23 protein-coding genes are annotated in these 24,946 nt (G+C 59.2%); 11 read left to right on the forward strand and 12 right to left on the reverse strand.

Annotation, left to right across the window (positions count from 1 at the left end; translation table 11 throughout):
• Positions 1-14: 14 nt before the first annotated feature.
• Entirely contained in the window at positions 15-995 is a 981-nt protein-coding gene (locus AT6N2_RS19055) for a LysR family transcriptional regulator (RefSeq protein WP_209090766.1), read from the reverse strand.
• Between the two features lie 387 nt (positions 996-1,382).
• Between AT6N2_RS19055 and AT6N2_RS19060 the strand changes: the two genes are divergently transcribed.
• Entirely contained in the window at positions 1,383-2,465 is a 1,083-nt protein-coding gene (locus AT6N2_RS19060) for an NAD/NADP-dependent octopine/nopaline dehydrogenase family protein (protein ID WP_209090768.1), read from the forward strand.
• Between the two features lie 101 nt (positions 2,466-2,566).
• Here the strand turns inward: AT6N2_RS19060 and AT6N2_RS19065 are convergent, their stop codons facing one another.
• Complete coding sequence (locus AT6N2_RS19065; RefSeq protein WP_233282551.1) at positions 2,567-3,148, reverse strand: TetR/AcrR family transcriptional regulator; 582 nt, start codon at positions 3,146-3,148, stop codon at positions 2,567-2,569.
• Positions 3,149-3,373: 225 nt separating this feature from the next.
• Between AT6N2_RS19065 and AT6N2_RS19070 the strand changes: the two genes are divergently transcribed.
• The 4 genes from AT6N2_RS19070 (at position 3,374) to AT6N2_RS19085 (ending at position 8,293) form a co-directional block, all read left to right on the forward strand.
• The gene (locus AT6N2_RS19070) at positions 3,374-4,360 is read left to right on the forward strand and encodes an XdhC family protein (RefSeq protein WP_209090772.1); all 987 of its coding nucleotides are present in this window, start codon (positions 3,374-3,376) and stop codon (positions 4,358-4,360) included.
• 113 nt (positions 4,361-4,473) lie between these two features.
• Positions 4,474-5,007 (forward strand): 2Fe-2S iron-sulfur cluster-binding protein, encoded by a 534-nt coding sequence (locus AT6N2_RS19075; RefSeq protein ID WP_209090774.1) that lies wholly within the window; start codon positions 4,474-4,476, stop codon positions 5,005-5,007.
• Positions 5,004-5,993 carry an FAD binding domain-containing protein gene (locus AT6N2_RS19080; RefSeq protein ID WP_209090776.1) on the forward strand — a complete coding sequence of 330 codons (990 nt, stop codon included), beginning with the start codon at positions 5,004-5,006 and terminating at the stop codon, positions 5,991-5,993. The genes AT6N2_RS19075 and AT6N2_RS19080 overlap by 4 nt, the downstream gene beginning before the upstream one ends.
• Complete coding sequence (locus AT6N2_RS19085; protein ID WP_209090778.1) at positions 5,990-8,293, forward strand: xanthine dehydrogenase family protein molybdopterin-binding subunit; 2,304 nt, start codon at positions 5,990-5,992, stop codon at positions 8,291-8,293. Before AT6N2_RS19080 ends, AT6N2_RS19085 begins: the two co-directional genes overlap by 4 nt.
• A gap of 260 nt (positions 8,294-8,553) precedes the next feature.
• Here AT6N2_RS19085 and AT6N2_RS19090 read toward each other — a convergent pair whose 3' ends face one another.
• Positions 8,554-9,216, reverse strand: a complete 663-nt coding sequence (locus AT6N2_RS19090) for a nucleotidyltransferase family protein (protein ID WP_209090780.1) — start codon at positions 9,214-9,216, stop codon at positions 8,554-8,556.
• Positions 9,217-9,658: 442 nt separating this feature from the next.
• Here AT6N2_RS19090 and AT6N2_RS19095 point away from each other — a divergent pair, with 442 nt between their 5' ends.
• A complete protein-coding gene (locus AT6N2_RS19095; RefSeq protein ID WP_209090781.1) occupies positions 9,659-10,576 on the forward strand; it encodes a GNAT family N-acetyltransferase in 918 nt (305 codons plus the stop codon).
• A 184-nt stretch (positions 10,577-10,760) separates the two neighbouring features.
• Here the strand turns inward: AT6N2_RS19095 and AT6N2_RS19100 are convergent, their stop codons facing one another.
• The 3 genes from AT6N2_RS19100 to coxB all read right to left on the reverse strand — a co-directional run bounded on the left by AT6N2_RS19100 (position 10,761) and on the right by coxB (position 14,396).
• The gene (locus AT6N2_RS19100) at positions 10,761-10,976 is read right to left on the reverse strand and encodes a hypothetical protein (protein ID WP_209090783.1); all 216 of its coding nucleotides are present in this window, start codon (positions 10,974-10,976) and stop codon (positions 10,761-10,763) included.
• Between the two features lie 109 nt (positions 10,977-11,085).
• Complete coding sequence (gene ctaD, locus AT6N2_RS19105; protein WP_209090786.1) at positions 11,086-13,584, reverse strand: cytochrome c oxidase subunit I; 2,499 nt, start codon at positions 13,582-13,584, stop codon at positions 11,086-11,088.
• On the reverse strand, positions 13,581-14,396 hold the full coding sequence (gene coxB / locus AT6N2_RS19110) for a cytochrome c oxidase subunit II (protein ID WP_233282553.1): 816 nt from the start codon (positions 14,394-14,396) through the stop codon (positions 13,581-13,583). The genes ctaD and coxB overlap by 4 nt, the downstream gene beginning before the upstream one ends.
• Here coxB and AT6N2_RS19115 point away from each other — a divergent pair.
• Positions 14,304-14,801: a DUF2231 domain-containing protein gene (locus AT6N2_RS19115; protein WP_063947614.1), complete on the forward strand. Its 498-nt coding sequence runs from the start codon at positions 14,304-14,306 to the stop codon at positions 14,799-14,801. The two genes, coxB and AT6N2_RS19115, sit on opposite strands and share 93 nt — an antisense overlap.
• On the opposite strand, the gene AT6N2_RS19120 is transcribed toward AT6N2_RS19115, so the two are convergent.
• Together AT6N2_RS19120 and AT6N2_RS19125 are read right to left on the reverse strand one after the other, a co-directional pair.
• Positions 14,779-15,279, reverse strand: coding sequence for a CopD family protein (locus AT6N2_RS19120; RefSeq protein ID WP_209090788.1), 501 nt, complete (start codon positions 15,277-15,279; stop codon positions 14,779-14,781). The two genes, AT6N2_RS19115 and AT6N2_RS19120, sit on opposite strands and share 23 nt — an antisense overlap.
• On the reverse strand, positions 15,276-16,025 hold the full coding sequence (locus tag AT6N2_RS19125) for a cytochrome c oxidase assembly protein (RefSeq protein ID WP_063947616.1): 750 nt from the start codon (positions 16,023-16,025) through the stop codon (positions 15,276-15,278). Before AT6N2_RS19125 ends, AT6N2_RS19120 begins: the two co-directional genes overlap by 4 nt.
• 167 nt (positions 16,026-16,192) lie before the next feature.
• Here AT6N2_RS19125 and AT6N2_RS19130 point away from each other — a divergent pair, with 167 nt between their 5' ends.
• Positions 16,193-16,450 carry a hypothetical protein gene (locus AT6N2_RS19130; protein ID WP_063947617.1) on the forward strand — a complete coding sequence of 86 codons (258 nt, stop codon included), beginning with the start codon at positions 16,193-16,195 and terminating at the stop codon, positions 16,448-16,450.
• A 239-nt stretch (positions 16,451-16,689) separates the two neighbouring features.
• Here the strand turns inward: AT6N2_RS19130 and AT6N2_RS19135 are convergent, their stop codons facing one another.
• The 4 genes from AT6N2_RS19135 to AT6N2_RS19150 all read right to left on the reverse strand — a co-directional run bounded on the left by AT6N2_RS19135 (position 16,690) and on the right by AT6N2_RS19150 (position 21,132).
• The gene (locus AT6N2_RS19135) at positions 16,690-17,478 is read right to left on the reverse strand and encodes an SDR family oxidoreductase (RefSeq protein WP_060726654.1); all 789 of its coding nucleotides are present in this window, start codon (positions 17,476-17,478) and stop codon (positions 16,690-16,692) included.
• Between the two features lie 14 nt (positions 17,479-17,492).
• Positions 17,493-18,971 (reverse strand): sugar ABC transporter ATP-binding protein, encoded by a 1,479-nt coding sequence (locus AT6N2_RS19140; RefSeq protein WP_209090789.1) that lies wholly within the window; start codon positions 18,969-18,971, stop codon positions 17,493-17,495.
• A gap of 118 nt (positions 18,972-19,089) precedes the next feature.
• Positions 19,090-20,019 (reverse strand): sugar ABC transporter substrate-binding protein, encoded by a 930-nt coding sequence (locus AT6N2_RS19145; protein WP_209090791.1) that lies wholly within the window; start codon positions 20,017-20,019, stop codon positions 19,090-19,092.
• Positions 20,020-20,151: 132 nt separating this feature from the next.
• Entirely contained in the window at positions 20,152-21,132 is a 981-nt protein-coding gene (locus AT6N2_RS19150; protein ID WP_065655910.1) for an ABC transporter permease, read from the reverse strand.
• Positions 21,133-21,573: 441 nt separating this feature from the next.
• On the opposite strand from AT6N2_RS19150, the gene AT6N2_RS19155 reads away from it, so the two are divergent.
• From AT6N2_RS19155 to AT6N2_RS19165, 3 genes are all read left to right on the forward strand, one after another.
• Positions 21,574-22,383, forward strand: a complete 810-nt coding sequence (locus tag AT6N2_RS19155; RefSeq protein ID WP_209090792.1) for a transketolase — start codon at positions 21,574-21,576, stop codon at positions 22,381-22,383.
• Entirely contained in the window at positions 22,383-23,339 is a 957-nt protein-coding gene (locus AT6N2_RS19160) for a transketolase family protein (RefSeq protein ID WP_209090793.1), read from the forward strand. The genes AT6N2_RS19155 and AT6N2_RS19160 overlap by 1 nt, the downstream gene beginning before the upstream one ends.
• A gap of 121 nt (positions 23,340-23,460) precedes the next feature.
• Positions 23,461-24,930, forward strand: coding sequence for an FGGY family carbohydrate kinase (locus AT6N2_RS19165; protein ID WP_209090794.1), 1,470 nt, complete (start codon positions 23,461-23,463; stop codon positions 24,928-24,930).
• Positions 24,931-24,946 lie beyond the last annotated feature (16 nt).

Genomic DNA, 24,946 nt, shown 5'->3' on the forward strand with positions numbered 1-24,946 from the left:
GCAGAAAATTCTGATCAGGGAGCGTCCCCTTCGACGGTTCCCCCATAGGTGACGTCAGCCACACGCCCCGAGGCGCGCGGATCGTGGGCGATGAAATCCGGCATGCGGGCTGAGGCGACGCGGATGATAAGCTGTATCAACTCCTGGGCGGTTGCCGACAGCGGGCGCGCTGTCGCCGAGAAAATTCCCCAGAGAAACGGAATGTCGACGTCGAGCGGTCGCACAGTCACGCCCGCGGTCAGGGGACCGTAAGCGGTGGCCGGTTCGACGATCGCAATCCCCATGCCTGTCGACGCGACCTGTACCGCGCTCATCGCCGCGCTCGTGGCGATGATCCGCCCCGCACGGACATTTGCGTCTTGCAGGGCCTTGTCCACGCGGCGGCGCAGGCGGAATGGGTTTGCGAGCGTGATGACCGTCTGGTCAGCGAGGTCCGTGATTGAAACGACATCCTTGGCGGCAAGCGGATCGTTAACGGCCAGAACTGCGGCACATCGCCCCTGGAAGTAGCCATGCGCCTCCAGGCCCGGTTGTTCGGCCGGAAGCGACGTCACGCAGAAATCAGCGGTACGGCCGAGCACCGCCTGGACAGCAGCCTCGGCTGGCATGCTTCTTAGAAAAACAGTGTGAGGCAGAAGCGCTTCGGGCAACTCCGCAAGAGCGAGCGGTACCATTCCCGTGGCAAAAGCAGGCGTGGCGGCGATCTCGACCGGCTCAGGCTCCTTGAGACTGATCCGCTGGGCCCGGTTGCGCAAATGCTCGATGCCGCTGATGAAGCGCTCGGCTTCGGCGTGGAAGGCCACTCCCTTGTCACTCGGCATGATACGCGGGCCATTGCGATCGAACAGCGCAAATCCAAGCGACGTTTCGAGATCTTGGATGAGGCGCGTCACCTGAGATTGGGAACGATCAAGGAGGCGCGCAGCACCGGTAATGCTGCCTGCGGACATTACCGCCAGAAACGCCTCCAGTTCGCGTATCTCCATCGCTATCATGCATCCTTTGCATTATGACAAATTTAATGTGCATTAAACGCATGATATCTGCTAGTGACAAAAGAGAATTTTTCGTTTGAGCCGGAGAGGATGAAAAAGACGGCTGCTGACGCCGCGCTGTGCAGAAAATTTGGCTACATGCCTTAGCTTTTGCCAATGTAGCAGACGCTTTTGCTCGACGCAGCGATATGTGCTGAGGGGTTAGGCAAGGTTCTGCTAATTAACCAGGCAAAGCACGCGTGAATATGGCTGTAGCAGGCAGGACAAGATGATGCATTTGCGTAACAGTCGGTCCACAAAGTTCAAAACCGGGGTTTTGATGTGCGTGCCAATCAGTGACCAGAGGGCGGGTCCATCCCAACTCCTACAACCGAAAGGATAGATGACATGCGGATAGCCATTCTTGGTGCGGGATCGATTGCTTATGGCATGGCGGCATTTCTCGCCGCCGCGGGGCATCGCCCGTCCCTATGGTCACCCTCCGGTCGCAGTGCCAATCCATTGGCGCAAGGTGAAAAGCTCAACGCCAAGGGAGCTTTTGATTTCGTCGGCCCCGTGGAGGTTGCGGCAAGCTGTGAGGGCGCCATTGCCGATGCGGATGTGGTTATCATTGCCATGCCGGCCAACGGTCATCGCGCGGCTATCGGTGCAGCGCTGCCGCATCTGCGGTCGAACCTGCCAGTCATCATCAGTTCCCATAGCTCCTTTGGAGCGCTTTATTTGTCGAAGCGGCTCGCCGAGCGCCGGCTCCATCTGCCGATCATCGCCTGGGGAACGACGCTCCTGACGGCGCGCCGTCAGCCGGATGAACGCAGCGTCGTCGTGAACACCGTTCGCCAGAAGGTGGACTTTGCCACCTTGCCCAAGTCGGCGGCAGCACAGGGCCAAAGCCTGTGCACTGAACTCTTCGGCGATCGTTTCGTCGAACGTGACGGTTTGCTCGCCATCGCCCTCTCAAACCTCAATCCTCAAAACCATCTCGGGATCGCATTGCTCAATCTGACACGCATGGAAAAGGCAGAGAGCTGGGGACAGGGTGAACATGTGACCCCGGCGGTCGGGCAGTTGATCGAAGCGCTCGACGCCGAGCGATTGTCAATCGCCGAGAGCTTTGGCCTTGGGGTGAAGACAGTCCGAGAGCACTTTTCTCTCTCCTTCCATGTACCCCTTGCCTCTGTGTCGGAAATGAACCAACAGATGCATCGCGAGGGACGAGGCGGGATGGGACCTTCCTCCATCGACAGCCGCTATATCTACGAGGACGTACCGTTCGGTCTTTTGCCGACTGTTCTTCTTGGCCGCATCGTCAACCGTCCTGCGATCCTTCATGAAGCCGGTATTCGCATCTTCACCGCGTCGGTCGCGCGCAATTTGGAAGCCGACAATGACCTGCTGCCGGAGCTTTCGCTTGATCATCTCACTCCGAGGGAGCTGCGGGACCTTTGCGAAAGCGGATTTTTGCCGGCATAACTAGCGCGCTTTCCTTCAAGGCTCGCGAATGCCTTCGAGGACGTGGACCGTTGGCACGTCCTCTGCATTTTGATCAACATCCGTTCCGGCTCGGGCGAAAGCTAACGCCGCAGCCCGTCCATCACCAACCGCACAATCCTGTGCGCGCGGTCACGCCAATCCGGACCTTCGGGAATGGAATAAATGCCGAAGAGCGCGTTGAGGACATCTGCACCCTCAATGTCTCCCTTGACCGCACCAGCCTCGACGGCATTGTTCAGTAGCTCTTCGAACGCCGTATGCAAAAGCTTCGACCCCTCCGCAAAGAGGGCGGAATTGGATGTAAACAGAAGCTTCAGGCTGTTCGCCATGCCCCTTTTCGCGGCCATGTAGCTAACGAACCGGTTCATCCATTCTTCAACGGCTTTCGCGGGCTCTTCTTCCCGCATCAGATCGCGCGCAGCCGTCGCCAGAATTTCCAGTTCGCGGCGATAGACGCCTTCGACCAAATGTTCGCGGGTCGGAAAATGCCGGTACAGCGTGCCGATACCGACGCCAGCAAGCCTGGCAATATCTTCCAGCGAAGCGGCCGCGCCCTGCTCTGAAAACGCCAGCGCCGCAACGTCTATCAGCTTTTCCCGGTTTCGCCGTGCGTCTGCGCGCAAGGGGGGCGGTTGAGACGGAGGCGTCTGCTCCTTGGGCACGGAAGGCCACTCCATGAAAAATCGCTTGACGAACGATCGCAAGCCACTAAGTTAAACGGAGGCGCCTCCGTTTACCGGTGCGCCATTCGCTTCTTTAAATCAGATTGGAGGCGGATGTCATGCCGAAATCAAACAGTGGCGGTGGTGAGCATCTCACAACTCGAGGGTTCCCGAGGAACTTAACAGCCCGTCACTCATTCTGATGTCACAATGCGGGAGGCACTTATGACAGGATCGGCCGATAGCATCCGACATAACGTCAATGCCGCGGATTGGTTGCATCGCAGCGTCGAAGCCCCGATCTTGGCGACGCCGCGAAAAGCTTTTTCCACCGACAGGGCTTATGACGTCCTGAATTTTGCCATCGCCAACTTCAAGGCGGGGCTTGGCGTGGCACTATGCACCCTGGTGGAGATACGCGGTGGCTCCTCGCGTCCGCTTGGCGCGCAGATGGCGGTTGCGCAGGACGGCAGCTATTGTGGATATGTTTCGGGCGGATGCACGGAGGCGGCCATCGCCGCTGAAGCCTTGCAGGCCATGCGAAGTGGCCATGATCGTTTCGTCATGTTGGGCGAGGGCTCGCCATTCTTCGATATCGTCCTTGCCTGCGGCGGCGGTATCACCGTCGCTATTCATCTTGTCAAAGACGTTGAGCCGCTCTGTTCCATCAACATGCTCGTCGATCAGCGCCGATGCGCGTCCTTGTGCTATCGGCCGGGCCTCGAACAACTTTCGCTCGGATTGGAGGGAACGCAGATCGGGTGGAACGGCGAGACCTTCGTCACCTGCTACCGTCCAAAGGTTCGTATGGTCCTTTCGGGACGCTCTCTTGAGGTCGAGACAGCCGCCAGTATCGCAAAAGCCGCAGGATACGAGGTTTTCCTTCTCGAGGGCACTGAACCCGATCATCCTCCGACCTTTATCGACCCCGACACGGCTGTTGCACTCCTCCAGCACGACCTCGATCGGGAAATGCCGGTGCTGGAGGCAGCGCTGCGCGCATCACCTTTCTACATCGGCGCTCTCGGCAGCTCCCGAACCCATGAGAAACGGGTCGAGCGATTGCGCGACCGTGGTCATGCGGATGAGGCGATCGCGCGGATCAAAGCGCCGATCGGCGTATTCGGTAGGGCAAGAGACGCGCAGTCGCTGGCACTGTCGGTCATCGCCGACATCGCCTCGGCGAGACAGTCATACGTGACGCAAAGCTAGAACTGCCGCCGGATCGACAAATCCGACAGCAGCCACACGCAGACAAACACCATGAGCTTCATAGGTGCCGCCTGAAAATTTCAGTGCGGACCTTCAGATGAGGGAGATGTCCAATGCAATTTAACGTCAACGGAACAGCAGTGGAGGTGGAGGCAGACATCCGCACGTCGCTGCTTGATCTCATGCGTAACTATCTGGGGTTTACGGGCACGAAGAAGGGCTGCGATCAGGGCGCATGCGGCGCATGCACGGTGCTGGTGGATGGCGAGCGTATCAATTCCTGTCTCGCGCTTGCGGTTCAGTATCAGGGCCGTAACATCACGACTGTGGAAGGCCTCGCGGCCAACGGCAACCTTCATCCGTTGCAAAAAGCTTTCATTGAACATGATGGCTTTCAATGCGGCTATTGCACGCCGGGGCAACTCTGTTCCGCCGTGGGCATGGCGGGCGAGATCGAGCGAAACATCCCGAGCGTCGTCACCGCTGATCTTTCGAGCGACAGCGTCATCATCGATGACACCGAAATTCGCGAACGCATGAGCGGCAATCTCTGTCGCTGCGGCGCCTATAACGGCATTGTTGAAGCCATTTCTGAAACGCTGGTCCAGCCGACCGCGATGCAGACCGACGAGAGGGCACGGGCATGAATATCTTTTCCTACCATCAGGCCTCTGATGCGGCGTCGGCAATAACGCTCAAACAGGCCGGGTCGACAACGAAATATCTGGGTGGCGGCACCAATCTCGTCGACCTCATGCGCGAAACGGTCGAAAAACCGGAGACGCTGATCGATGTCACGCACCTGGCGAGCAGCATCGAACAGCGCGCCGATGGCAGCCTGCTGATCGGGGCGGGCGTGAAGAACACCGCCCTTGCGGCCCATGGTGCGGTCAGGACACAATTTCCGGTTCTTTCCCGCGCTATTCTCGCAGGTGCAAGCGCGCAAATTCGAAATGTCGCGACCGTGGGAGGCAACATTCTTCAGCGCACCCGCTGTCGGTATTTTTATGACAATGCCGCTCACTGCAACAAGCGCGAGCCCCACTCAGGATGTGACGCGCTGGAGGGATTCAACCGCTATCACGCCATCCTCGGTGCATCTGAAAGCTGCGTTGCTACCCATCCCTCCGATATGTGCGTCGCGCTTGTTGCACTGGATGCCGTGGTTCACCTTCAGGGTCCGGCAGGCAAGCGCAGCCTGCCGCTGCGTGATCTTCACCGTCTTCCAGGCGACACGCCCGAAATCGAAACCGGGCTTCACCCGGACGAACTCATCACTGCGGTGGAAATTCCCGCGCTGCCTTTTGCAAAAACATCCACCTACAGGAAGGTAAGGGATAGAGCGAGCTACGCTTTCGCGCTCGTCTCCGTTGCCGCGGCACTGGATGTCGATGGCAGTGGGAATGTGAAAGACGTGAGGCTGGCGCTGGGCGGCGTGGCACACAAGCCGTGGCGTGCCCTGAAGGCAGAAGCGTATCTAAAGGGCCAAAAGGCAAATACCGAGCACTTCCGGGCTGCCGCCGAGGCCGAACTCGCCGACGCCGTCGGCCTGCGCGACAATGCTTTCAAGATTGAATTGGCGAAGCGCACCATTGTCGCGGTTCTTGAAGAATTGAAGGGAGAAAACGCATGAGCGCCGATACCCAAACGCTGCCGCAGACAGGCAGACAAGGCAGCTGGCAGCCTGCCGTGACAACCGATCCGCTGCTGCGCAAACATGGTTCCCTCGGGCAATCCGTATCGCGCATCGAAGGGCCCATGAAAGTTCAGGGCAAGACGCGCTTTGCGGCAGAGTTTCCCTACGATAACATCAGCTACGCGGCACTCGCTTTCAGCACCGTTGCCCGTGGGCGCATCACCGAACTTGATGTCGGCGCCGCGGAGGCCGCACCCGGCGTCATTCTGGTCATGACCTATAAAAACGCGCCGCGGATGAAAGCGCCATCGCTGATGATGTCGTCTCCGACAGCGGCCGGAGCAAGCAATCTTCCCGTCATGCAAAATGACGAAATCCACTGGAACGGCCAGCCGATCGCGCTGGTTCTTGCCGAAACACAGGAACAGGCGGATTACGCGGCATCACTGGTCGAGGCGAAGTATGAATTGCTGCCGGCGGTGACATCTTTCGACGAAGCGAAAAAAACGCCCCGCCAACTCGAGAACCTGCTCGGCCAGCCGCCATACGTGGAAAACGGCGATGCAGAAGCGGCGCTCGCAAATGCTGAGGTCAAGGTCGATCTCATCTACAGAACACCGCGTCACAACCATAATGCCATTGAGCTGCATGCGGCGACCGTTGTCTGGGATGACGACGAACTACGCGTCCACGATGCCAGTCAGCTGCTCGATCTGACGACGGGCCAGCTTGCGGATATTTTCGGCATTGATGTCAGCAAGGTGCATATCACCTCGCCCTATGTCGGTGGCGGTTTTGGCGGCAAATGTTTGTGGGATCATCAAATCCTTGCCTGCGCGGCGGCCAGACTTGCAAAGCGACCTGTGCGCATCATGCTGTCGCGCGAAGGCGTCTTCCGGATCGTCGGCGGCCGCACGGTCACTGAACAGCGCGTTGCCCTAGGGGCAAGAGCCGACGGGACGCTCGATGCGCTGATCCACACCGGAACGGCGGCGATGACGTCACATAATTCCTGCCCGGAACAATTCACCTTTCCCGCCCGCCACCTCTATGCCGCTAGAACCTTCCGTATCGGGCAGAATGTTGCCGACATGGACATGCTGGCGAACACCTTCATGCGCGCGCCGGGTGAATCCGTTGGCACTTTTGCCCTCGAATGCGCACTCGATGAACTCGCCGAAAAATTGGAACTGGACCCGATCGAGCTGCGTCGGCGGATCGAGCCGGAGAAGGATCCGACGACCGGCAAGCCGTTTTCGTCGCGTTATCTACTTGAAGCCTATGACAAAGGCGCAAAACAATTCGGCTGGGACAGGAGAAGCCAAAAACCGCGCCAAAGACGCGAAGGCGAGTGGCTGATCGGGATGGGGTGCGCGACCGCGACCTATCCTTACCACCGGTTTCCCGGAGGCGCGGCCCGGATCAGGCTGACGGCAGACGGCCATGTGACCGTTTCGACCGCCGTGCACGATATGGGAATGGGGACCGCCACGGCTCAGGTGCAGCACCTTGCAGCGCGGTTGGGCTTGCCGCTCGATCACGTGACTTTCGAATATGGCGACAGCAGACTGCCAAGGGGCGTGATTGCCGGAGGCTCGACCCAGACCGCCTCCATTGGCGGCGCGATCATTGCCGCAACCGAGGTCTTCGTGGAAGAATTGATCAAGCTTGCAGGCAACGACTCGCCGCTTGCCGGACTGTCGCTTCTTGACGTCGAGACGAGAGATGGTGGTCTGTCTCACATCAGCGACACCAGCAGGTTCGAGAGCTATCAATCGATACTCCGAAGGGCTGGCCGAGACGACCTTATCTGTGAGGCGGAAGCACCTGCACCCGCTGAAATGGAAGCCTTCTCCATGCATTCCACGGGCGCCCAGTTCTGCGAGGTACGGGTTAGTGCCCTCACGGGTGAGACGCGTGTTTCGCGCTTTTTGGGCTCGTTCGACGCTGGCCAGATACTGAACCACAAAATGGCGACCAGCCAGTTCAAGGGCGGTATCATCATGGGCATCGGTCTTGCTCTCACCGAAGAAACCAATTTCGATGAGCGGACAGGCCGCGTCGTCAACGCCTCGCTGGCCGATTACCACGTGCCGGTGCAGATGGATGTACCGTCAATTGAAGTCCTCTATACCAACAAGCCCGACCCGCAGGCGCCGATGGGCGCACGCGGTATTGGCGAAATCGGCATAACCGGGGTTGGTGCGGCCGTTGCCAATGCCGTTTACAATGCGACTGGAGTTCGGGTTCGCGACCTGCCGATCACCCTGGACAAGCTGATGGTTGATCCCGACTGACGCGATTGGCGGGGTAATCGTCCTTGGTGTTTCACCCGAGGAAAAACCAGTTGCCCCGCGCACGAGTGCCGAAATGTCGAGGCCCGGTATAGGGCCTCGACCTCAAAATGATGCCGGTGGCTCGGTGTTAGCAAAATGCGACGGAAGATGACGGTTTGCAACGCGTTCCGGGCGCAATGAAGCGATATGGTCTTCCCAGCAAAGCTCCCACCCGACGCATCGACGTCTTCTGGCTTCTTGCTCCATCCCGGGCACGGACCTTATCCTTTCAAAATGCCCCCGGCCGCAAGAACCTCCTCTGGCGTATCGACATCCAGACGGGCCGCCTCGCCGATATCCAAATCGATGACCAGGGTCCCCGACGTCTCTAGGAGGTGTCGCGCCCCGACATCACCTTCGAGCTGCATGATGGAATCCTTGAGTGATTTCGGGAGGATGACTGGATTGCCACGTTTGCCGCGCGAAACCGCGCGTATGATCACTTGTCCGAAAGATTGGCGGAAAGACGAGATCAGGGCGTTCAGGTCGCCGACCGTCACACCGGGCATATCCGCAAGCATGACGAGAACGCCATCGACACCACGCGCTGCTGCCGCCGAATATCCCGCGATCAGAGAGCTTGCCATGCCGGATGCAAATTCCGGATTGTAGATGGCGGTCACCTCTAGCCCCAGAAGTGCTGCCTCTATCTCATTCCGACGGTGACCGGTCACGACGATGACGAATATCACATCCGAGGAAAGCGCTGTTTTGGCCGCACGGCGCACCAGCGGCTCTCCATCGAATTCCGCCAGAAGCTTATGGCCCCCGCCCTCGCCCATGCGGCTGGCTTTCCCGGCAGCCAGGATCACCGCCGCGACGGTTGCGGGCGGGCGTTCGTGCTTTGAGTCGTCTTGCAGAGGCGTCGTGGTCGCAACTTCCATTGGCACTCCTCTTATGGCCACCTATCAAATCTCGCCTGCGGCATCTCAGTCAAGACGGGATCCGGCATCTGCTCAGTGCCTTTTGGTTTCTGCCGAACATCGTTGCGCCAGTCGTAACGTTTCAGCGATTGCCATGCCGCACACGCGAGGAATACATCCGGTGACGGTACCTACCATCGTTCGTAGGGAGCTGAGGATCGAATTTCCTCTTTATCGTCGGAAGACGTATCGGCGTCACGGGTGCCTAAATCTTGGACTACGGGAGCCGGAAAAGAGCAGGTTCTGGCTGAAACCATGGCTGGTCGTGAAGGATGGGATGCCGAACCCGAGGCAGTTTCAGCGAAAAGTTGCGTCGCGTCCCAGATTTTGAGCAAGTTCTACGGCATGGAGGAATTATCATCGAGAGGCTATTTTCACTGGCAGCGCAGCTTGCTGACAATTGATGAAGGACAATCGTGTGGGTGAGATCCTGAAGCCCGGAGAAAGAAATCAGATTGATGCCTTCGAGATGCAGATCGGGGATGTGGCGAGCGCGGAGCTTGAGCAGCTCCACGCGCTGTCGATTTCGGTCGGCTGGCCGCACCGCCCGCAGGACTGGCAATTCTTGCGGGATGTCGGCAAAGGCGTCGTTGCAACCGATGACATCGGCCGCATCATGAGCTCCGCCATGTGGTTCCGCCAGTCACCGGAGCTTGCAACGATCGGCATGGTCATCACTTCGCCGCGCCTTCAGACGCAAGGCGCCGGCCTCTGGCTGATGGAATACGCCCTTCAGGATCTGGAGGGCATCGACCTTCGCCTCAATGCGACGCGGGCTGCAAAGAGGCTTTACCTCTCCCTCGACTTCCGGCCGGAAAAGAAGGTCTATCAGTGTCAGGGCATCGTCACCGATGCGCTACGCGAGCAGGAATTGTCAGGCGACGTGCGGGTCCTCGGCCCTGATGATCTTACCGCGGTGACGACGCTCGACACCGCGGCCTTCGGCGTTCTGCGCTCAGGCGTCATCGAAAAGCTCGTGTCGAATTCGCGAGGCTACGGCCTTTTCCGCGATGGCGTGCTGAAGGCCTTTGCGCTCTGTCGCCGGTTCGGCCGCGGCCATGTTGTGGGTCCGATTGTTGCATCGGACGACGAGGAGGCCATCGCTGTCCTCGCCCCGCATATACGCGATCATCAGGGCCGGTTCCTGCGTCTCGATACGCACTTCGACACCGGCGACTTCGCCCTCTTCGTGCTGCGCAACGGCCTCACCGTCTTCGATACCGTGCTGACCATGTCGCGCGGCAAGCGGCTTGCGGATTTTGCGACGGGCGGGACGCGCAGTCCGCTAACCTACTCACTGGCCAGCCAAACGCTCGGCTGATTGGGCAGAGGCAACCTGTGGACCCCCCTGACTGGTCGGAATGTCGACTTGGCACGGTGTGGGAGGGTAGCGATTACACTCCCATGAATAATCCAGAGACCGAGGTTCAGCCAAGAAAATTGATCGGACGAGAAACGCCCGATCAAGCTTCTGCCACCTGAGAGCTAACCTGTATTGTCGCCGTTCAACACAGACTGAGCCAGAAAACCCCTGGAAACACAAAAACGGACGCCGCCAGGGCGGCGAGCCCGGCGGCTTGAGATATGGCCGCGATGACACTGCTTTTTGCTGTTTGTTGTTGGACCAGTTTTCGCCACCACGCAAAAAGCAGCAACAGAGAGAGGGCAAACAGGCCAATCAGGAGAAAGCGAAGCAGGGAAACGCCGGCATAGGAGCGCATCTCCCATCCCCAGGTGCACCCGGCAAATTGCAGCGCATAGAGACCCAGAAAGCAAAGGGCCCAGGTGACGAATGGCCCGGCAAGGCCAAGAGCCGTGCGGTACCTCATATCACCCAGCCTCCGTCATTAAGCGCAGGGTATGCAGGAAGAGAAACGATAGGGCCGTCGCGGCGAGGAAGTGACAGTGCCAGAGAGTGCCTATACGCAGATCGTTTCTTCGGCGGCTCGAGACGTAGCCATTTGCCAACCGCCACATGCCGAATGCCGCAAGGATGAAGCCGACCAAAGTGTGCAGAATTAGATAAACGTTGACGGCGACCGACACGCCATGGATCGCATGGCTTACCGCTGCATAATCATGCGCAAGCAAGAAGAGACCTACAGCGATTGCCGTTGCGTAGGCGAACGCGCTTGCGCTTGACATCACTGCGCTTACTCTGAGGTTGCCGGCCGCTGCGCCGCACAGCGCCGCGAGAAAGGCACTTGATAGAAAAGTGATCTGTAACCAGGTCAATTGCGTCCAGACGATCCTTTGACCGGCTGCGGAAATCCAGAGAAAAAGGCCGCCAAACAGCAGTGACGCAAAAAGGGTCGTGTCCGCGATCAAGGCAAGTTTCATTGCCATCACCGAGGGCGCATCGGCACTTTCGTAGTGAAGCGGGAAGCGCTCCGTACCACGCGCCGTAACAGGTCCCCGCTCCTGTCTGGCGTCGGCGTTCGGAGTCCACACCGCAAAGAGCAGCGTCGCGACCAAAAAGATTGAGATTGCGATGAGATAGGCTTTCAAAAGAAGGGCGATGAAGAAGCCGGCAGTCACCATCGCACTCAGCAAGGGAAGAAATGTGGGGCCCGGCAGGACGACGATCTGCAGCGGCGCACCAGTCACGGCATCCGTCCCCATCGTTTCCATTTTCCCCGATCGTACAAAACCGAGATAACCTTTGCCGGCGGCAAGCTCCGCAGCGATGGTGTTGATCGGCAGGTCGTCTGCCCTTGCCGTCACTTCGGGTTGCGAGGCGAAAGCATAAGCCGGAGGTGGGGTTGGCATGGCCCATTCCAGCGTGCCGGCGTCCCAGGGATTGCGCCGGAAGGCGCGACCGTAAAGAAAAAGCAGCATAAAATCGAGCACCACCAGCATGAATCCGGCGGCCATGATGAAGCTGCCGATGGACGAGAGCAGGTTCAGCCACTCCCAGGGGGAAGCCGCCGGGTAGGAAAAAACGCGCCTAGGCATGCCGAGCAGGCCGGTCAGGTGCATCATGAAAAACGTCAGATTAAAGCCGATGAAAATCATCCAGAACGCGGCCTTGGAAAGGTGCTGAACGGGCTGGCGGCCGCTGATATGCGGCACCCAATAATAAAGCCCGGCAAGCATCGGAAAGAGAAAACCGCCCACCAGCACATAATGGAGATGCGCGACGACAAAGTGCGTGTCGTGGGCCTGCTGGTCGAAGGGAACCATGGCCAGCATCACACCGGTCAGTCCCCCGACCACGAACACGCAGAAAAACCCGATAATATGCAGCATCGGCACACTCATTGTCGGCTTGCCACCTGCCATGGTCCCAAGCCAGGCAAATATCTGGATCGCAGTCGGGATCGTGACAAGCGCGCTTGCCGCCGAGAAAAAAGACAGCGCCACGTGGGGAATACCCACCGTATACATATGGTGCACCCACAGACCGAACGACAGGAAAGCCATGGCGATCAATGCGGCAACGATGATGTTGTAACCGATCAGCCGCGTTCCCGCTAAAACAGGGATGATCGTCGACAGTGCGCCCGCTGCCGGCAGAAAGATGATATAGACCTCGGGATGACCGAACAGCCAGAACAGGTGCTGCCATAAAAGCGGGCTGCCGCCGCGTTGCGGATCAAAAAAAGGAATGTCGAAAGCCCTCTCGGCCTCGAGCAATATCGAACCCAGGATCAGCGGCGGAAAACCGATCAGCATCATCGCGGCGACAACGAGCATATACCAGGCAAAGATCGGCATCCTGTCGAGAGACATGCCGGGTGCACGCAGCCGCAGGATCGTGACGATGATTTCGATCGCGGCGCTGATGGCGGAGATTTCCACGAAGGTAATGCCGAGTAGCCAGATGTCCGCATTGATGCCGGGGCTATATTGCGATGACGACAGCGGCGTGTACATGAACCAGCCGCCCGCGGGCGCAATTCCCCCGAGAAGGGCGAAAATGAGCATTCCGCCACCGAAAAGATAACACCAGTAGCCGTAGGCAGAGAGCCGGGGGAAGGCGAGATCCCTGGCGCCGATCAGTTTGGGCAGGATGTAGATGGACAGCCCCTCGAAAAAGGGAATAGCAAACAGGAACATCATGATGGTGCCATGCATCGTGAAAACCTGTGCATATTGCCCGGCATCCATGAAGGCGTTCGATGCGGTGGCGAGCTGCGTGCGAATGAGCATCCCCAGAAACCCGCCGATCGCAAAGAACACGAGTGCGGTGGTCATGAACCGCTTTCCAATGACGGTGTGATTAACCGCCGCGAGGCGCTGAAACCCGGATCCCGAGCCCCAGACCTCGCTGAGTTCACGGTGAAGCGCCAAGGCTGAATGTCTCTCTGGCGTGCGCACATCCTTCATTGTGTTTGCCCCAAATTCCCGATTACGCGTAAAAACTCGCTCTCGTCATAAGCAATGACGCGAAAACCCATGCCCGTATGGCCGACGCCGCAATATTCCGCACAGATCCCGCCGAACGCGCCGGTTTGTTCGGCCCGAAGGGCGATTTTATTGGTCAATCCGGGAACGGCGTCGATCTTTCCTCCCAGTCTGGGAACCCAGAAGCTGTGAATGACATCGCGGCTGGTCACCTCGATTACGACATCCCGCCCCGCCGGCATATGCATGATGTCGGCGCTTTCTGACGTCCCAGTTGGCGTCTCGTAAGCGAACTCCCATTTCCACATGCTCGCAACTGCGCTGATCCGGACCGGATCGCGGGCAGACTGTGGAAGCAGTGTTTCACCTTGCAGGAACGAGAAAAACACCAGCGCCGCCAGCACCGGGATTGGAAACGCTATACCGCCGCCGATGAGCCAGTGTCGCGGTTTGATCCGCGCCATGGTCCGGGGGCTCAAAAAGACCAGTGCGAGAAGGGCGGCAACCAGCAGCGAAATAGCGCATGCGCCGCCGAACATGACCCACCACAGCACCGAGATCTTTTGACTGGCCGGCCCAGCCGGATCCAGAACCGAGAGATCGCCCGCGCAACCCGAGGCGAGCAAAAGTGCGGGCAGCGAAACGACAGCAGGGAACTTCGGCCTTCGCGAAGCGGTTAGCGCTGAAAGAGGATCCGTCGAATGGAAAAAAACAAAGCGCCCAATCCGGTTATCTCCAAGGTTGAGGAGAAAACCACTGATTCTGCGATCGCCGTTGCAGGCCATCCGCTGCATGCGATGACCGTCCACTTTCCGATAGCCCTCGTGATCACCACGCTCGCCTGCGATCTCCTCTTCTGGTGGTCGGCGGATACATTCTGGGTTCGCGCCGGTATCTGGGCATCGGGCGGCGCCTTTTTCAGCGGCGTGGTTGCCGGCGTCATCGGCACGGCCGAACTGCTTCTGGTGTCCGGAATTCGCGCGAGGGTCGCAAGCTGGGCACACGGCGTCGCCGCAATAGCGCTCATTTCCGTTGCAGGAGCCAATTGGGGCGGAAGGACATTCGGTATGATCGACATTCTGCCGCACGGGCTTGGCTTGTCCCTTCTTGCGTCGGGCCTCACGGCGCTTGCCGGCTGGCACGGGGGAAAACTGATTTTCGATCACGGCATCGGCCTCATGGTGTCTCCCAAGGAATGAGAGGATCGAGGATGCGTTTGAGCGCACCTGGCTCATGGAACCACTCGGGCAACAGCGCGGGTATTTCCGGTTTTGCAAGCGCCAGATAAACGATGCCGATGGCCAGGATGCTGCTGACTGCCGTAACGACAACGAACCGCCACGCCGGATAAACCTCACCCTCATTGAAGAGGCGGATGATCACGAGACCCGTGAGAACGTGGAGAAGGACGAGGAGCGCAACAAGCACCAGCTTTGCGCTGAACCAGGAAAGATATGTCGATTGGAGAAAGATCAGCGTCGTTCCGGACGCAACGGCGATAAAAGCTGCTGGTGACAGAACCTTGACGTAGGAAAACCGCACGATCTTTTGCAAGCGAAAACGATCTTCAGCTGTTTGGACATGGGCCCGCTGCACATAAAGGCTGGGGAGGCTGACGAGCCCCGCAACCCAGATCGAAATCGCTAAAAAGTGGAGAAATTTTACGAGCGCAATCATTCCGCCTCCGACCACGCTTTCACCCGCAGCATGTGGTGAATGGAGGAGAGAGCGAGGATGAGATATGGAAGCAGTCCCAATGTCCACATGATGAGGCCAGATAATTGCTGATCCTCGAGCGGTGTCATTCCGTAGGATTGTGTGGTCAGGAAATGCTCTGAAAATAGTGGATAAGGCGCAAAGGTAAGGATCGCGGCGAGGAAACCCATCTGCGCCATTGTCGCAAGTGCAAGCGAAATGCGCATTACGGGACCGGCACCAAATAGCATCGTCCACCACAGCCATATGGCGGCTAACAGCAGGGTAAGCTGCATGCTCCAATAGGCAAGCGTGCCCGAAAGCGCGAAGGTATATCCCGGCGGGAGGTGCCACGCCCAGTACGCGATCGTGTGGGCAAGAAACGCCAGCTCAGGAAAACGCGAAAACCAGCTCGGAACAAGGGTTAGACGCCCTTCGAGACTCATAGCCAGCAGCGGTGCAACGACCGCGATCAACAGAAAATGGTGGAAGACCCGCGCTGAGAAGAGAGCGGTCGTGAGGGCGCAGAGCGGGGACACAAATGCGATTACAACCAGAAAGATGACAGCCGCGCGAGAAAAGAACGGTGTTTGTCGAGCCCGTGGCGCAAACAGCCAAAAGGCACCCAGGGTTATCGTTGCGATCAGAACCGGATCAAGATTCCACGCATAGATCAGACTGGAAAAATCAGGTGCTGGTCCGCAATACGGATCCGACGTCTCGGTCAATGCGCTGGGCCCCCTGTTGCAATACCCTCAGGCAGCTAACTCTGTTTGCGACCATGCGTTCCGGCGGATAATCCCCCTCGGGACAACAATGCGTGATCGCCAATGTGAAGGAACGATAGGGCACGCCCGCGGTTCACCTCCAGCCGGGACCCGAAGGAGGATAAGTCATGCCCGTCGTTACTGGACTTTTTGAACACGAAGAAGGCGCAAGACGCGCAATTCAATATCTGGAGGCAATCGGCGTAGATCGCCGCATCATCAAGGTCGAAACATACGATCACAGGGCCGCAAAAAATGCTGGCCACACGCCCGAAAAGGGCGAGAAAGGCGGCATCGACCACGGCAAGATCGTTCGCGCCGACGTTTCCGAAAAGCATCTGGCAAAAGCATCAGAAGCTTTTATCAATCTGGCTCGAAGAAGATGACGCTCGCTGCGCGGGTTTGAGGATTCGATCGCAGAAATGAATCCCAAGACCGTTGTAAGAGATGGAGGGAACGTCAGATCGAACATCGCAAGCGTTGCGTGGCACGCCCCGCAACGATACTGTGGGCGCTTCCTCCGACCGCCATTTGGACGCAAAGATCGCGTTGATCGTTGGCGTTAACGATGGATATTGGTCCGCATATCCATCGCTTTATTAACCGTCACGCGATAGCGAAATCCTTACCAGCAGCAGAATCCGCCATCCACCAGCAAATCCACGCCGGTAACGAAGCTCGCCGCATCTGACAGGAGAAAGATTGCCGGGCCGACCATCTCATCTACCCCTGCCATGCGCTGCATCGGCGTCTGCTCTTCGAAAAGCTTGGTCTGGTGTACCATTTCGGGCCGCGTGTTCATCGGCGTCGCCGTGTAACCCGGCGAGATGGTGTTGACGCGGATGCCCCGCCCTACCCATTCCATCGCCATGGACTTCGACATGTGGATGACGCCAGCCTTGGAGGCGTTGTAGTGGCACTGCATCAGGCCCCTATTGACGATGACGCCGGACATAGACGCGATGTTGACGATCGCACCACGGCCGTTCTTCAGCATGGCGTTGGCTTCGGCCTGGCAGGAGAGGAAGACTCCTTTTAGGTTGATGTCCATCATCGTCTGGAACTGACTTTCTTCCATCTCCTCGGCCGGGTTGGCATTGGCGATGCCAGCCGCGTTGACGGCAAGCGACAGCGCCCCGAGCTCAGCCTCCGTGCGGGCAACCGCATCCGTCAGCGCCTGCTTGCTGGTAACGTCGGCAGCGATCTGAATCGACTTGCGACCGGCTTTGGCGATGAAATCGGCCGTCTGCGCCAGACCGTCATCGGTGCGGCGGTCGAGCAGCGCGACATTGGCGCCCGACTGCGCAAGACCCATGGCGATCCGCTGGCCGATGCCGGAGCCGGCGCCGGTGACGAGGGCCACCTGGCCGGAAAGATCGAACAGCTTCGGTGCATTAAGGGTGATGGTGGACATCTTTATTTCCTTCTTCAGATGGTCGCCAGTTCCATGACCGAGACGTCGTTTGCCTCGTCGCGGTCGAGGATACCGGCCTGGTTTCCCTGCGCGAGCACGAGGATGCGGTTCGATACGCCCAGCACTTCCTCGAGATCGGAACTGACGACGATGACGGCGACGCCGCTTTTCGCCAGACCGACGATGATATCGTAAATGCCCGCGCGTGCGCCGACATCAATTCCGCGCGTCGGTTCGTCCAGCACAACAACGCGGGGATTGCGGGCAAGCCATTTGGCAATAACCACTTTCTGCTGATTGCCGCCCGAAAGATCCGAGGCCGGCTGTTCGCTGCGCCCCTTCACGCCGAACTTGGCGATGGCCTCCTTTGTGAAGGCCCGCTTGACGCGCGGCGTGATCCAGCCGGTGCCGACACGGTCGAGATTGGCATAGATGAGGTTTTCACCGATCTCGTGCTCCACCACCAGACCCTGCAATTTGCGGTCTTCCGGCACCATGACGATACCCTTGGCAATGGCGTCTGCCGGGCTTTTCAGCGCCAGCACCCTGCCGTCCAAGAGAATCTCGCCCGCACTGGTCGGATCGGCGCCGGAAATGGCGCGCACCAGCTCGGTGCGACCGGCACCGATCAGACCGGCGATACCAAGGATTTCGCCGGCGCGAACGCCGAAACTGATGTCGCGGAAGGCGTTGGTCGCGCCGGTCAGCCCCTTGACCTCCAGCACCACCTTGTCCTGCGGTTCCGGCAACGCCGGGAACAGGCGCTCCAGCGAGCGGCCGACCATGCTTTCGACGATGGTGCGCACCGGCGTCGCGCTATCGGCAAACTCATGCACCCGCTCGCCATCGCGTAAAACGACGATGCGGTCGGTGATCTGTTTGATCTCTTCCATGCGATGGGAAATATAGATGATGCCCACACCCTCGGCGCGCAGCTTGCGCACCTGCTCGAACAGCGCCTGCGTTTCGGCGCCGCCAAGTGCCGCCGTCGGCTCGTCGAGGATCAGAAGTTTGGCGTCCAGCGCCAGCGCCTTGGCGATCTCGATCAGCTGCTGATTGGCGGTCGAAAGACCCGCCACCTTGCGGGTTGCGGGAATGTGGAGGTTGAGGCGCGCCAGTTGCTGTTGGGCTCTGCGCACCATTTCAGCCCGGTCAACGATGCCGTTCTTCATCGGCCAGCGGCCGATGAACACATTCTCGGCTATGGAAAGCTCGGGAAGAAGCTTCAGCTCCTGGTGGATCAGAACGACGCCCTTGTCGATCGCCGCACGCGGCGACGACGGCGCATAGGGTTCACCGAGCCATGTCATCGTGCCCTCGGACGGTTCGCGCGAACCGGCGATAATGCCCGAAAGCGTCGACTTACCGGCACCGTTTTCACCCAGCAGGGCGACCACTTCGCCGGAATAAACGTCGAGATCGACGTTTTTCAGGACCTCGAGCGGACCGTAACGTTTGCTGATGCCACGGAGCGAAAGAACCGGCTCGCGCATGACGGGACCTCCCAGGAGACGATCGCGGCGAAGATACACCGCAACCTTGTGTCCAAATTGCATAAAGACAAACCAATGAGAGCCCCGCGCCTCCCATCGGACGCGCGGGGCGGATGCGTCAGGGATGGTTGGCGATGAAGCCTTCGACATTTTCCTTGGTGGTCAGCGTCGCATCGGAAAGCTGCACAGCCGGAACCTTTTCGCCGCCGACGATCTTGACAGCCATCTCCACAGCGGTGCGGCCCATCTTTTGGGTCTGCTGCGTCGCAGTCACGTCGAAGACGCCGTTCTTCAGCGCCTCAAGCGCCGCCGTATCGCCATCGAAGCCGCCAACGACGATCTGCTGCGAGGGATTGGCGACCTTGATCGCCTGCGCCGCGCCAAGCGCCAGACCGTCGGCCTGTGCAAAGACGATGGAAACATCCGGATTGGCCTGCAGCATGTTCTGCATGATCTGGAAGCCTTCATCCTGGCTCCACATGTTGGACCACTGTTCGGCAACGATCTTCACGCCGGAATTGGCCTTCACCGATTCCATGCAGCCCTTGGTACGATCGACTTCCGGCGTCGTGCCCTTCTGGCCGTGGATGATGACCATCTTGCCCGAGCCGCCTGCCTGCTTGATGATGTAATCGCAAACCGCCTTGGCGGAAGCGACGGAATCGGTGGCAAGGAACGTATCGCCCGGCGCGCCATCGGCATTGCGGTCGATGTTGATGACCGGCACGCCGGCGGCCTTGGCAAGCTTCACCGGAACAGTCGCGGCGGCGGCACCCGCAGGGATGTAGATCAGTGCATCGATGTTCTGTGTCAACAGATCCTGGATCTGGTTGACCTGCGTCGGGCCGTCACCCTTGGCGTCGACGGTCACGACTGCAATGCCGCGCGTCTTGGCTTCGGCTTCGACGGCCTGCTTGATCTGGTTGAAGAAGTTCGCCTGCAGATTGGCGACGGCAAGACCGATCTTCTTGACTTCAGCGGCGTTGGCCTGGCCGAGCGACATGGCGAGAAGGGCGGCGGATGTGAGCAGAATGCGTGAAAATTTCATGATTATTCCTCCATTTGTTGATTGTTGACCTTCGGGCAGATCGAACCTCCTCCCCTCGGGCCGTTTTTCACGCCTCCCTTGCCGGGAGGGTCGTTTATTGCGCGGACGGCCCAGCGCCATCCGCAGGCAAATTCAGCTTCTGCGGCGGCGCAATGTTTCAGCGCCCACGGCCAGCACGATGACCACGCCGATGATGACCTGCTGCAAAAAGGGAGAGACGTTGAGCAGGTTGAGGCCGTTGCGCAGCACGCCGATGATCAGCACGCCGATCAGCGTTCCGCCGATGCCGCCTGCACCGCCCGAGAGTGAGGTTCCACCGATGACCACGGCAGCAATCGTATCCAGCTCGTAACCGAAGCCGCTCGAGGGCTGAACCGAGTCGAGGCGCGCCGCAAGAACGATGCCGGCGAGACCGGCAAGAACCGCGCAGGCGACATAAACACAGATCGTCACCAGCGGCACGTTGATACCGGCAAGACGGGCCACTTCCGGATTACCGCCAACCGCATAGACGGTCCGGCCTTCGGAGCGGAAACGCAGGAACAGCCAGGAGACGAGAACGACCACCAGCATCAACAGCACGGTCGCTGTCAGCACGCCGAAATGGCGGTCGATTGCCAGCATCATAAACCAGTCGGGGAAGCCGACGATCTGTTGACCATCGGTGATCATGTTAGCGAGACCGCGCGCCACCGACATCATTGCCAGCGTGGCGATGAAGGCGGGGACACGGAAGGCGGTGACGAGAATTCCCACAACAAGGCCGCAGGCGGCAGAGGCAATCAACGCCAGGACGATGGCCATGCCCATCGGCATGCCCGCGACATTGGCCGTCCAGCCCATAATCATCATCGACAGCGCCAAAACCGAGCCGACAGACAGATCGATGCCGCCAAGCAGGATCACGAAGGTCATGCCGACGGCCATGATGCCGAGAACGGTGATCTGGTCGAGAATGTTGAGACCGTTTCGAAGCGAAAGAAAGTTTTCGCTGGCAAAGGTCAGAAACACGCAAAGCAGCAGCAGGCCCAAAAGAGGGCCCGTCGCTCCGCTCAACCAGGCAAGCGGGCTCCTAGTGTGCGTGACCCCCTCATTGCGTTCAATCGCGGACATGGCTCCTCCCGGTGACTGTCTTGCATTTTTTAAACCGATTAGAATAATTATTCATCATCGGTGAAACATGCATAAGCCAGTTTCGAGAAGCTTGTCAATAGGGCGTTAATGACGAGGCCTACCGTGAACAAGGACAGGAGACTTTCAATCTGCCGCCTCTCTCCTCATTCCTGTGCTCGTCACAGGAATCGCGTCGACGCGCGTCTGCACGGCGCGAAGAGCCCCTTCAGCCCAAGGACTTGGGCTGACCGGATTCCTGCGACAAGCACAGGAATGAGGGCTACGGAGATGCTCTTCACCGTGAAAGCGAATGTAGCGGCAGAAATAACCAGCACGTTTTGAAACAAGAGAATCCACAATTCCGGCTTGACAGAAACGCTATCTCTGCAATTATATAAATAGCTGTATAAATATTCACACGCATGTTTTGAAGAGGATTCCATGCAGTCCCAGGAGCTAGAGCGCATTGCGCGCCAGATTCGCCTTCGCGACGTACAGGCTGTTTTCGAAGCGGGTGCGGGCCATGTCGGCGGTGAAATGTCCGCTATCGACATCATGACGGCCCTTTATTTCCGAGTCCTGCGCATCTGGCCGGATGATCCGAAGAACCCTGCCCGCGACCGTTTCGTGCTTTCCAAGGGCCATACGGCCTGCGCGCTTTATGTGACGCTCGCCAAGCGCGGCTTCATCCCGGAAGAGGAAATCTCGACTTTCCTGCAGCCGAATTCGCGCCTTAACGGCCATCCGAACTGTAACAAGGTGCCGGGTGTGGAAACAAATACCGGCCCGCTCGGTCACGGACTGCCTGTTGCCGTCGGCATGGCCAAGGCGGCCAAGCTTTCCGGCGCGGATTACCATACCTATGTCATGACGGGCGACGGCGAGATGCAGGAAGGCTCCAACTGGGAGGCCATCATGTCGGCTGCGCAATTCGGCCTCAACAATCTGACGCTGATCGTCGATCACAACCGCTTCCAGCAGGGTGCGGCTCTTTCGGAAACCAACGATATCGCGCCGCTTCGCCCGAAGCTCGAGGCTTTCGGCTGGGAAGTCAGCGAAATCAATGGCAACGCCATGGCGGAAGTCGTGCCGGCGCTGGAACATCGCGGCGACCGCCCGCATTGCATCGTCGCCCACACCAACAAGGGTCACGGCATTTCCTTCATGCAGGACCGCGTCGACTGGCACCACAAGGTTCCGAGCAGGGACCAATATGAAATCGCCGTCAAAGAACTTTCGGAGACATTGTAATGAACGCGCCCGTAACCGCCGCCAAGCTTTATGACTGCCGCGACGCTTTCGCCGAGACACTGGAAGCGCTGGCCGCCGGCAATGACAGGGTCGTCGCCGTCTGCAACGATTCCGTCGGTTCCTCGAAGCTCGGCGGCTTCAAGTCGAAATTCCCCGAGCGCCTCGTCAATGTTGGCATCGCCGAACAGAACATGGTTGGCGTCGGCGCGGGTCTTGCCAATGGCGGTCAGCTGCCTTTCGTCTGTGGAGCATCCTGCTTCTTGACCGGCCGCGCGCTGGAACAGATCAAGGCAGATCTTGCCTATTCCAACGCCAATGTGAAGCTGATCGGCATTTCGTCGGGCATGGCCTATGGCGAACTCGGCCCGACGCATCACTCCATCGAGGATTTCGCCTGGACCCGCGTTCTGCCCAACCTTCCGGTCATCGCCCCCTGCGACCGCATCGAAACGGCCGCCGCCGTCAAATGGGCGGCAGACTATGCCGGCCCCTGCTTCCTGCGCCTGTCGCGCGTCGGCGTGCCTGATCTGCTGCCGGAAGGCCATGTCTTCGAACTCGGCCGCGCCAACCTGCTGCGCGAAGGTTCCGACCTGACGCTGATTGCCAACGGCACGCTGACGCACCGCATCGTCAAGGCCGCTGATATTCTCGCTGGCCGGGGCATCAAGGCACGCGTGCTGAACATGGCAACCGTGCGTCCTATCGATGAGGCAGCGATCGTCTCCGCCGCGAAGGATACCGGTGCGATTTTGACGGCCGAGGAACATTCGATCTTCGGTGGTCTCGGCTCAGCGGTTGCCGAAGTCGTGGTCGATCAGGCGCCGGTGCCGATGAAGCGTCTGGGCGTTCCCGGCGTCTTCGCCCACACGGGTTCGGCCGAATGGCTGCTCGATGAGTTTGGGATGGCGCCTGCGGCCATTGCGGATGCTGCCGTAGCGCTGATCAAGAGAAAATAAGGTCTCCTCCCAGGGTCGTCGCGTGTCTTCGGATACGCGGCGACTTCTTTTAGTACACACGCAGCTTCTTAAACAAAGAACACCGTGTGAAAATATCAGCCGCAGACGAGAGAACACAGTGATGCGCGCTATTCTGTCCATTGATCAGGGCACGACCAATTCCAAGGCCATTCTTGTTTCGGAAACCGGCGAGCTTCTTGCGCGGGGATCGTCGCCGGTCGGCATCACCTATCCGCAGCCCGGCTGGGTAGAGCAGGATCCGAACCGCATCTGGGCATCTGTCCGCGAAGCGATCTCTGCCTGCCTTGGTGCTGCACCCTCTACTACCGACGTGGCGGCTATCTCAATTTCCAACCAGCGCGAATCCGTGACCATCTGGGATGGCGAGACCGGCCAACCGCTTGGTCCAGTCTTGAGCTGGCAATGCCGCCGAACGTCGCAGGACTGCGCCGAACTCATCGAAAAGGGCCATTCAGAGCGCGTCATGGCGCTGACTGGCCTACCGATCGATCCGATGTTTCCCGGTGCGAAAATGCGCTGGCTTCTTGAGCGTGCGCCAAAGGGACGCAAGCTTCGCCTCGGCACCATCGATAGTTGGCTCATCCATTGCCTGACGGGCGGCAAGGTCCATGCCTGTGACGCCTCCAATGCCGCCCGAAGCCAGGTACTCGATCTAAACCAGCAAGTCTGGAGCGAGGAGCTTTGCGACCTCTTCGGCATCGATATCAACACCCTACCGGACCTGCGCGACAGCAGCGGCGATTTTGGCACTACATCAGGCGTTCCCGGCATCAAGGACGGCACACCGATCCTCGCCGCCATCGGTGACAGCCACGCAGCCCTCTTCGGCCACGGCGCCTTCAACCCCGGCGATGGTAAGGTCACTTTCGGCACCGGCTCATCTGTGATGACCACCCTGCCGCATTTCATTGCACCTGAACGTGGCATCACGACCACCGTTGCATGGCGGCTCAGCGGCAAACCGACCTTCGCCTTCGAGGGCAATATTCTCGTTTCGGCAGCTTCCCTGCCGTGGATGACGGACATTCTCGGATTGCCGGATGTCGCCGCGCTGGTGGAACTTGCCGCAACAGCAGAGGCAAATGGTCCCGGCTTCGTGCCCGCCTTCGTCGGCCTTGGCGCGCCCTATTGGGATACAAACGCCCGCGCGCTGTTCTCGCAGATCAATTTCAGCACCACCCGCGCCCAGATGGCCCGCGCCGTCACCGACTCCATTGCCTTTCAGGTCCATGATGTCTTTGCGGCCATGCGCGCGCAATCGCCTTCCGGCTTCGGACGGCTGTTTGTGGATGGTGGACCGAGCCAGAACCGTTTCCTGATGCAATGCGTCGCCGACATGCTGGAACACCCCGTCATCCAACGCGACGCGCCGGAAGCCTCGGCGCTGGGTGCCGCCTATCTCGCCGGCCTCGCCCTGGGTGTCTGGAGCGATCTCGATTCCGTTGCGGCGTTGAACAGCAACGGCAACACCATCGCGCCGTCCGCCAGCGAAAACAGCCAGCGGCTCAGCGTCTGGCGCGACGCGATTGCCCGCTCGACCTTGCCTGTAACCTCGAGTAATGGTGAATAAAAATTCACCCTGGAGG

This window comes from Agrobacterium tumefaciens (assembly GCF_017726655.1).
In the GTDB taxonomy this organism is placed as follows: domain Bacteria; phylum Pseudomonadota; class Alphaproteobacteria; order Rhizobiales; family Rhizobiaceae; genus Agrobacterium; species Agrobacterium tumefaciens_B.

What these genes read in the sequence shown, in the direction of transcription:
- AT6N2_RS19160 (WP_209090793.1), top strand. Translation starts at nt 22,383, where the DNA reads ATGAACGCGCCCGTAACCGCCGCCAAGCTTTATGACTGCCGCGACGCT.
- AT6N2_RS19150 (WP_065655910.1), bottom strand. Translation starts at nt 21,132, where the DNA reads ATGTCCGCGATTGAACGCAATGAGGGGGTCACGCACACTAGGAGCCCG.
- AT6N2_RS19135 (WP_060726654.1), bottom strand. Translation starts at nt 17,478, where the DNA reads ATGTCCACCATCACCCTTAATGCACCGAAGCTGTTCGATCTTTCCGGC.
- AT6N2_RS19155 (WP_209090792.1), top strand. Translation starts at nt 21,574, where the DNA reads ATGCAGTCCCAGGAGCTAGAGCGCATTGCGCGCCAGATTCGCCTTCGC.
- AT6N2_RS19085 (WP_209090778.1), top strand. Translation starts at nt 5,990, where the DNA reads ATGAGCGCCGATACCCAAACGCTGCCGCAGACAGGCAGACAAGGCAGC.
- AT6N2_RS19095 (WP_209090781.1), top strand. Translation starts at nt 9,659, where the DNA reads ATGAAGGACAATCGTGTGGGTGAGATCCTGAAGCCCGGAGAAAGAAAT.
- AT6N2_RS19090 (WP_209090780.1), bottom strand. Translation starts at nt 9,216, where the DNA reads ATGGAAGTTGCGACCACGACGCCTCTGCAAGACGACTCAAAGCACGAA.
- AT6N2_RS19165 (WP_209090794.1), top strand. Translation starts at nt 23,461, where the DNA reads ATGCGCGCTATTCTGTCCATTGATCAGGGCACGACCAATTCCAAGGCC.
- coxB (WP_233282553.1), bottom strand. Translation starts at nt 14,396, where the DNA reads ATGCAGCGGATGGCCTGCAACGGCGATCGCAGAATCAGTGGTTTTCTC.
- AT6N2_RS19115 (WP_063947614.1), top strand. Translation starts at nt 14,304, where the DNA reads ATGGAAAAAAACAAAGCGCCCAATCCGGTTATCTCCAAGGTTGAGGAG.
- AT6N2_RS19080 (WP_209090776.1), top strand. Translation starts at nt 5,004, where the DNA reads ATGAATATCTTTTCCTACCATCAGGCCTCTGATGCGGCGTCGGCAATA.
- AT6N2_RS19100 (WP_209090783.1), bottom strand. Translation starts at nt 10,976, where the DNA reads ATGCGCTCCTATGCCGGCGTTTCCCTGCTTCGCTTTCTCCTGATTGGC.
- AT6N2_RS19070 (WP_209090772.1), top strand. Translation starts at nt 3,374, where the DNA reads ATGACAGGATCGGCCGATAGCATCCGACATAACGTCAATGCCGCGGAT.
- AT6N2_RS19120 (WP_209090788.1), bottom strand. Translation starts at nt 15,279, where the DNA reads ATGATTGCGCTCGTAAAATTTCTCCACTTTTTAGCGATTTCGATCTGG.
- AT6N2_RS19075 (WP_209090774.1), top strand. Translation starts at nt 4,474, where the DNA reads ATGCAATTTAACGTCAACGGAACAGCAGTGGAGGTGGAGGCAGACATC.
- AT6N2_RS19130 (WP_063947617.1), top strand. Translation starts at nt 16,193, where the DNA reads ATGCCCGTCGTTACTGGACTTTTTGAACACGAAGAAGGCGCAAGACGC.
- ctaD (WP_209090786.1), bottom strand. Translation starts at nt 13,584, where the DNA reads ATGAAGGATGTGCGCACGCCAGAGAGACATTCAGCCTTGGCGCTTCAC.
- AT6N2_RS19140 (WP_209090789.1), bottom strand. Translation starts at nt 18,971, where the DNA reads ATGCGCGAGCCGGTTCTTTCGCTCCGTGGCATCAGCAAACGTTACGGT.
- AT6N2_RS19145 (WP_209090791.1), bottom strand. Translation starts at nt 20,019, where the DNA reads ATGAAATTTTCACGCATTCTGCTCACATCCGCCGCCCTTCTCGCCATG.
- AT6N2_RS19060 (WP_209090768.1), top strand. Translation starts at nt 1,383, where the DNA reads ATGCGGATAGCCATTCTTGGTGCGGGATCGATTGCTTATGGCATGGCG.
- AT6N2_RS19055 (WP_209090766.1), bottom strand. Translation starts at nt 995, where the DNA reads ATGATAGCGATGGAGATACGCGAACTGGAGGCGTTTCTGGCGGTAATG.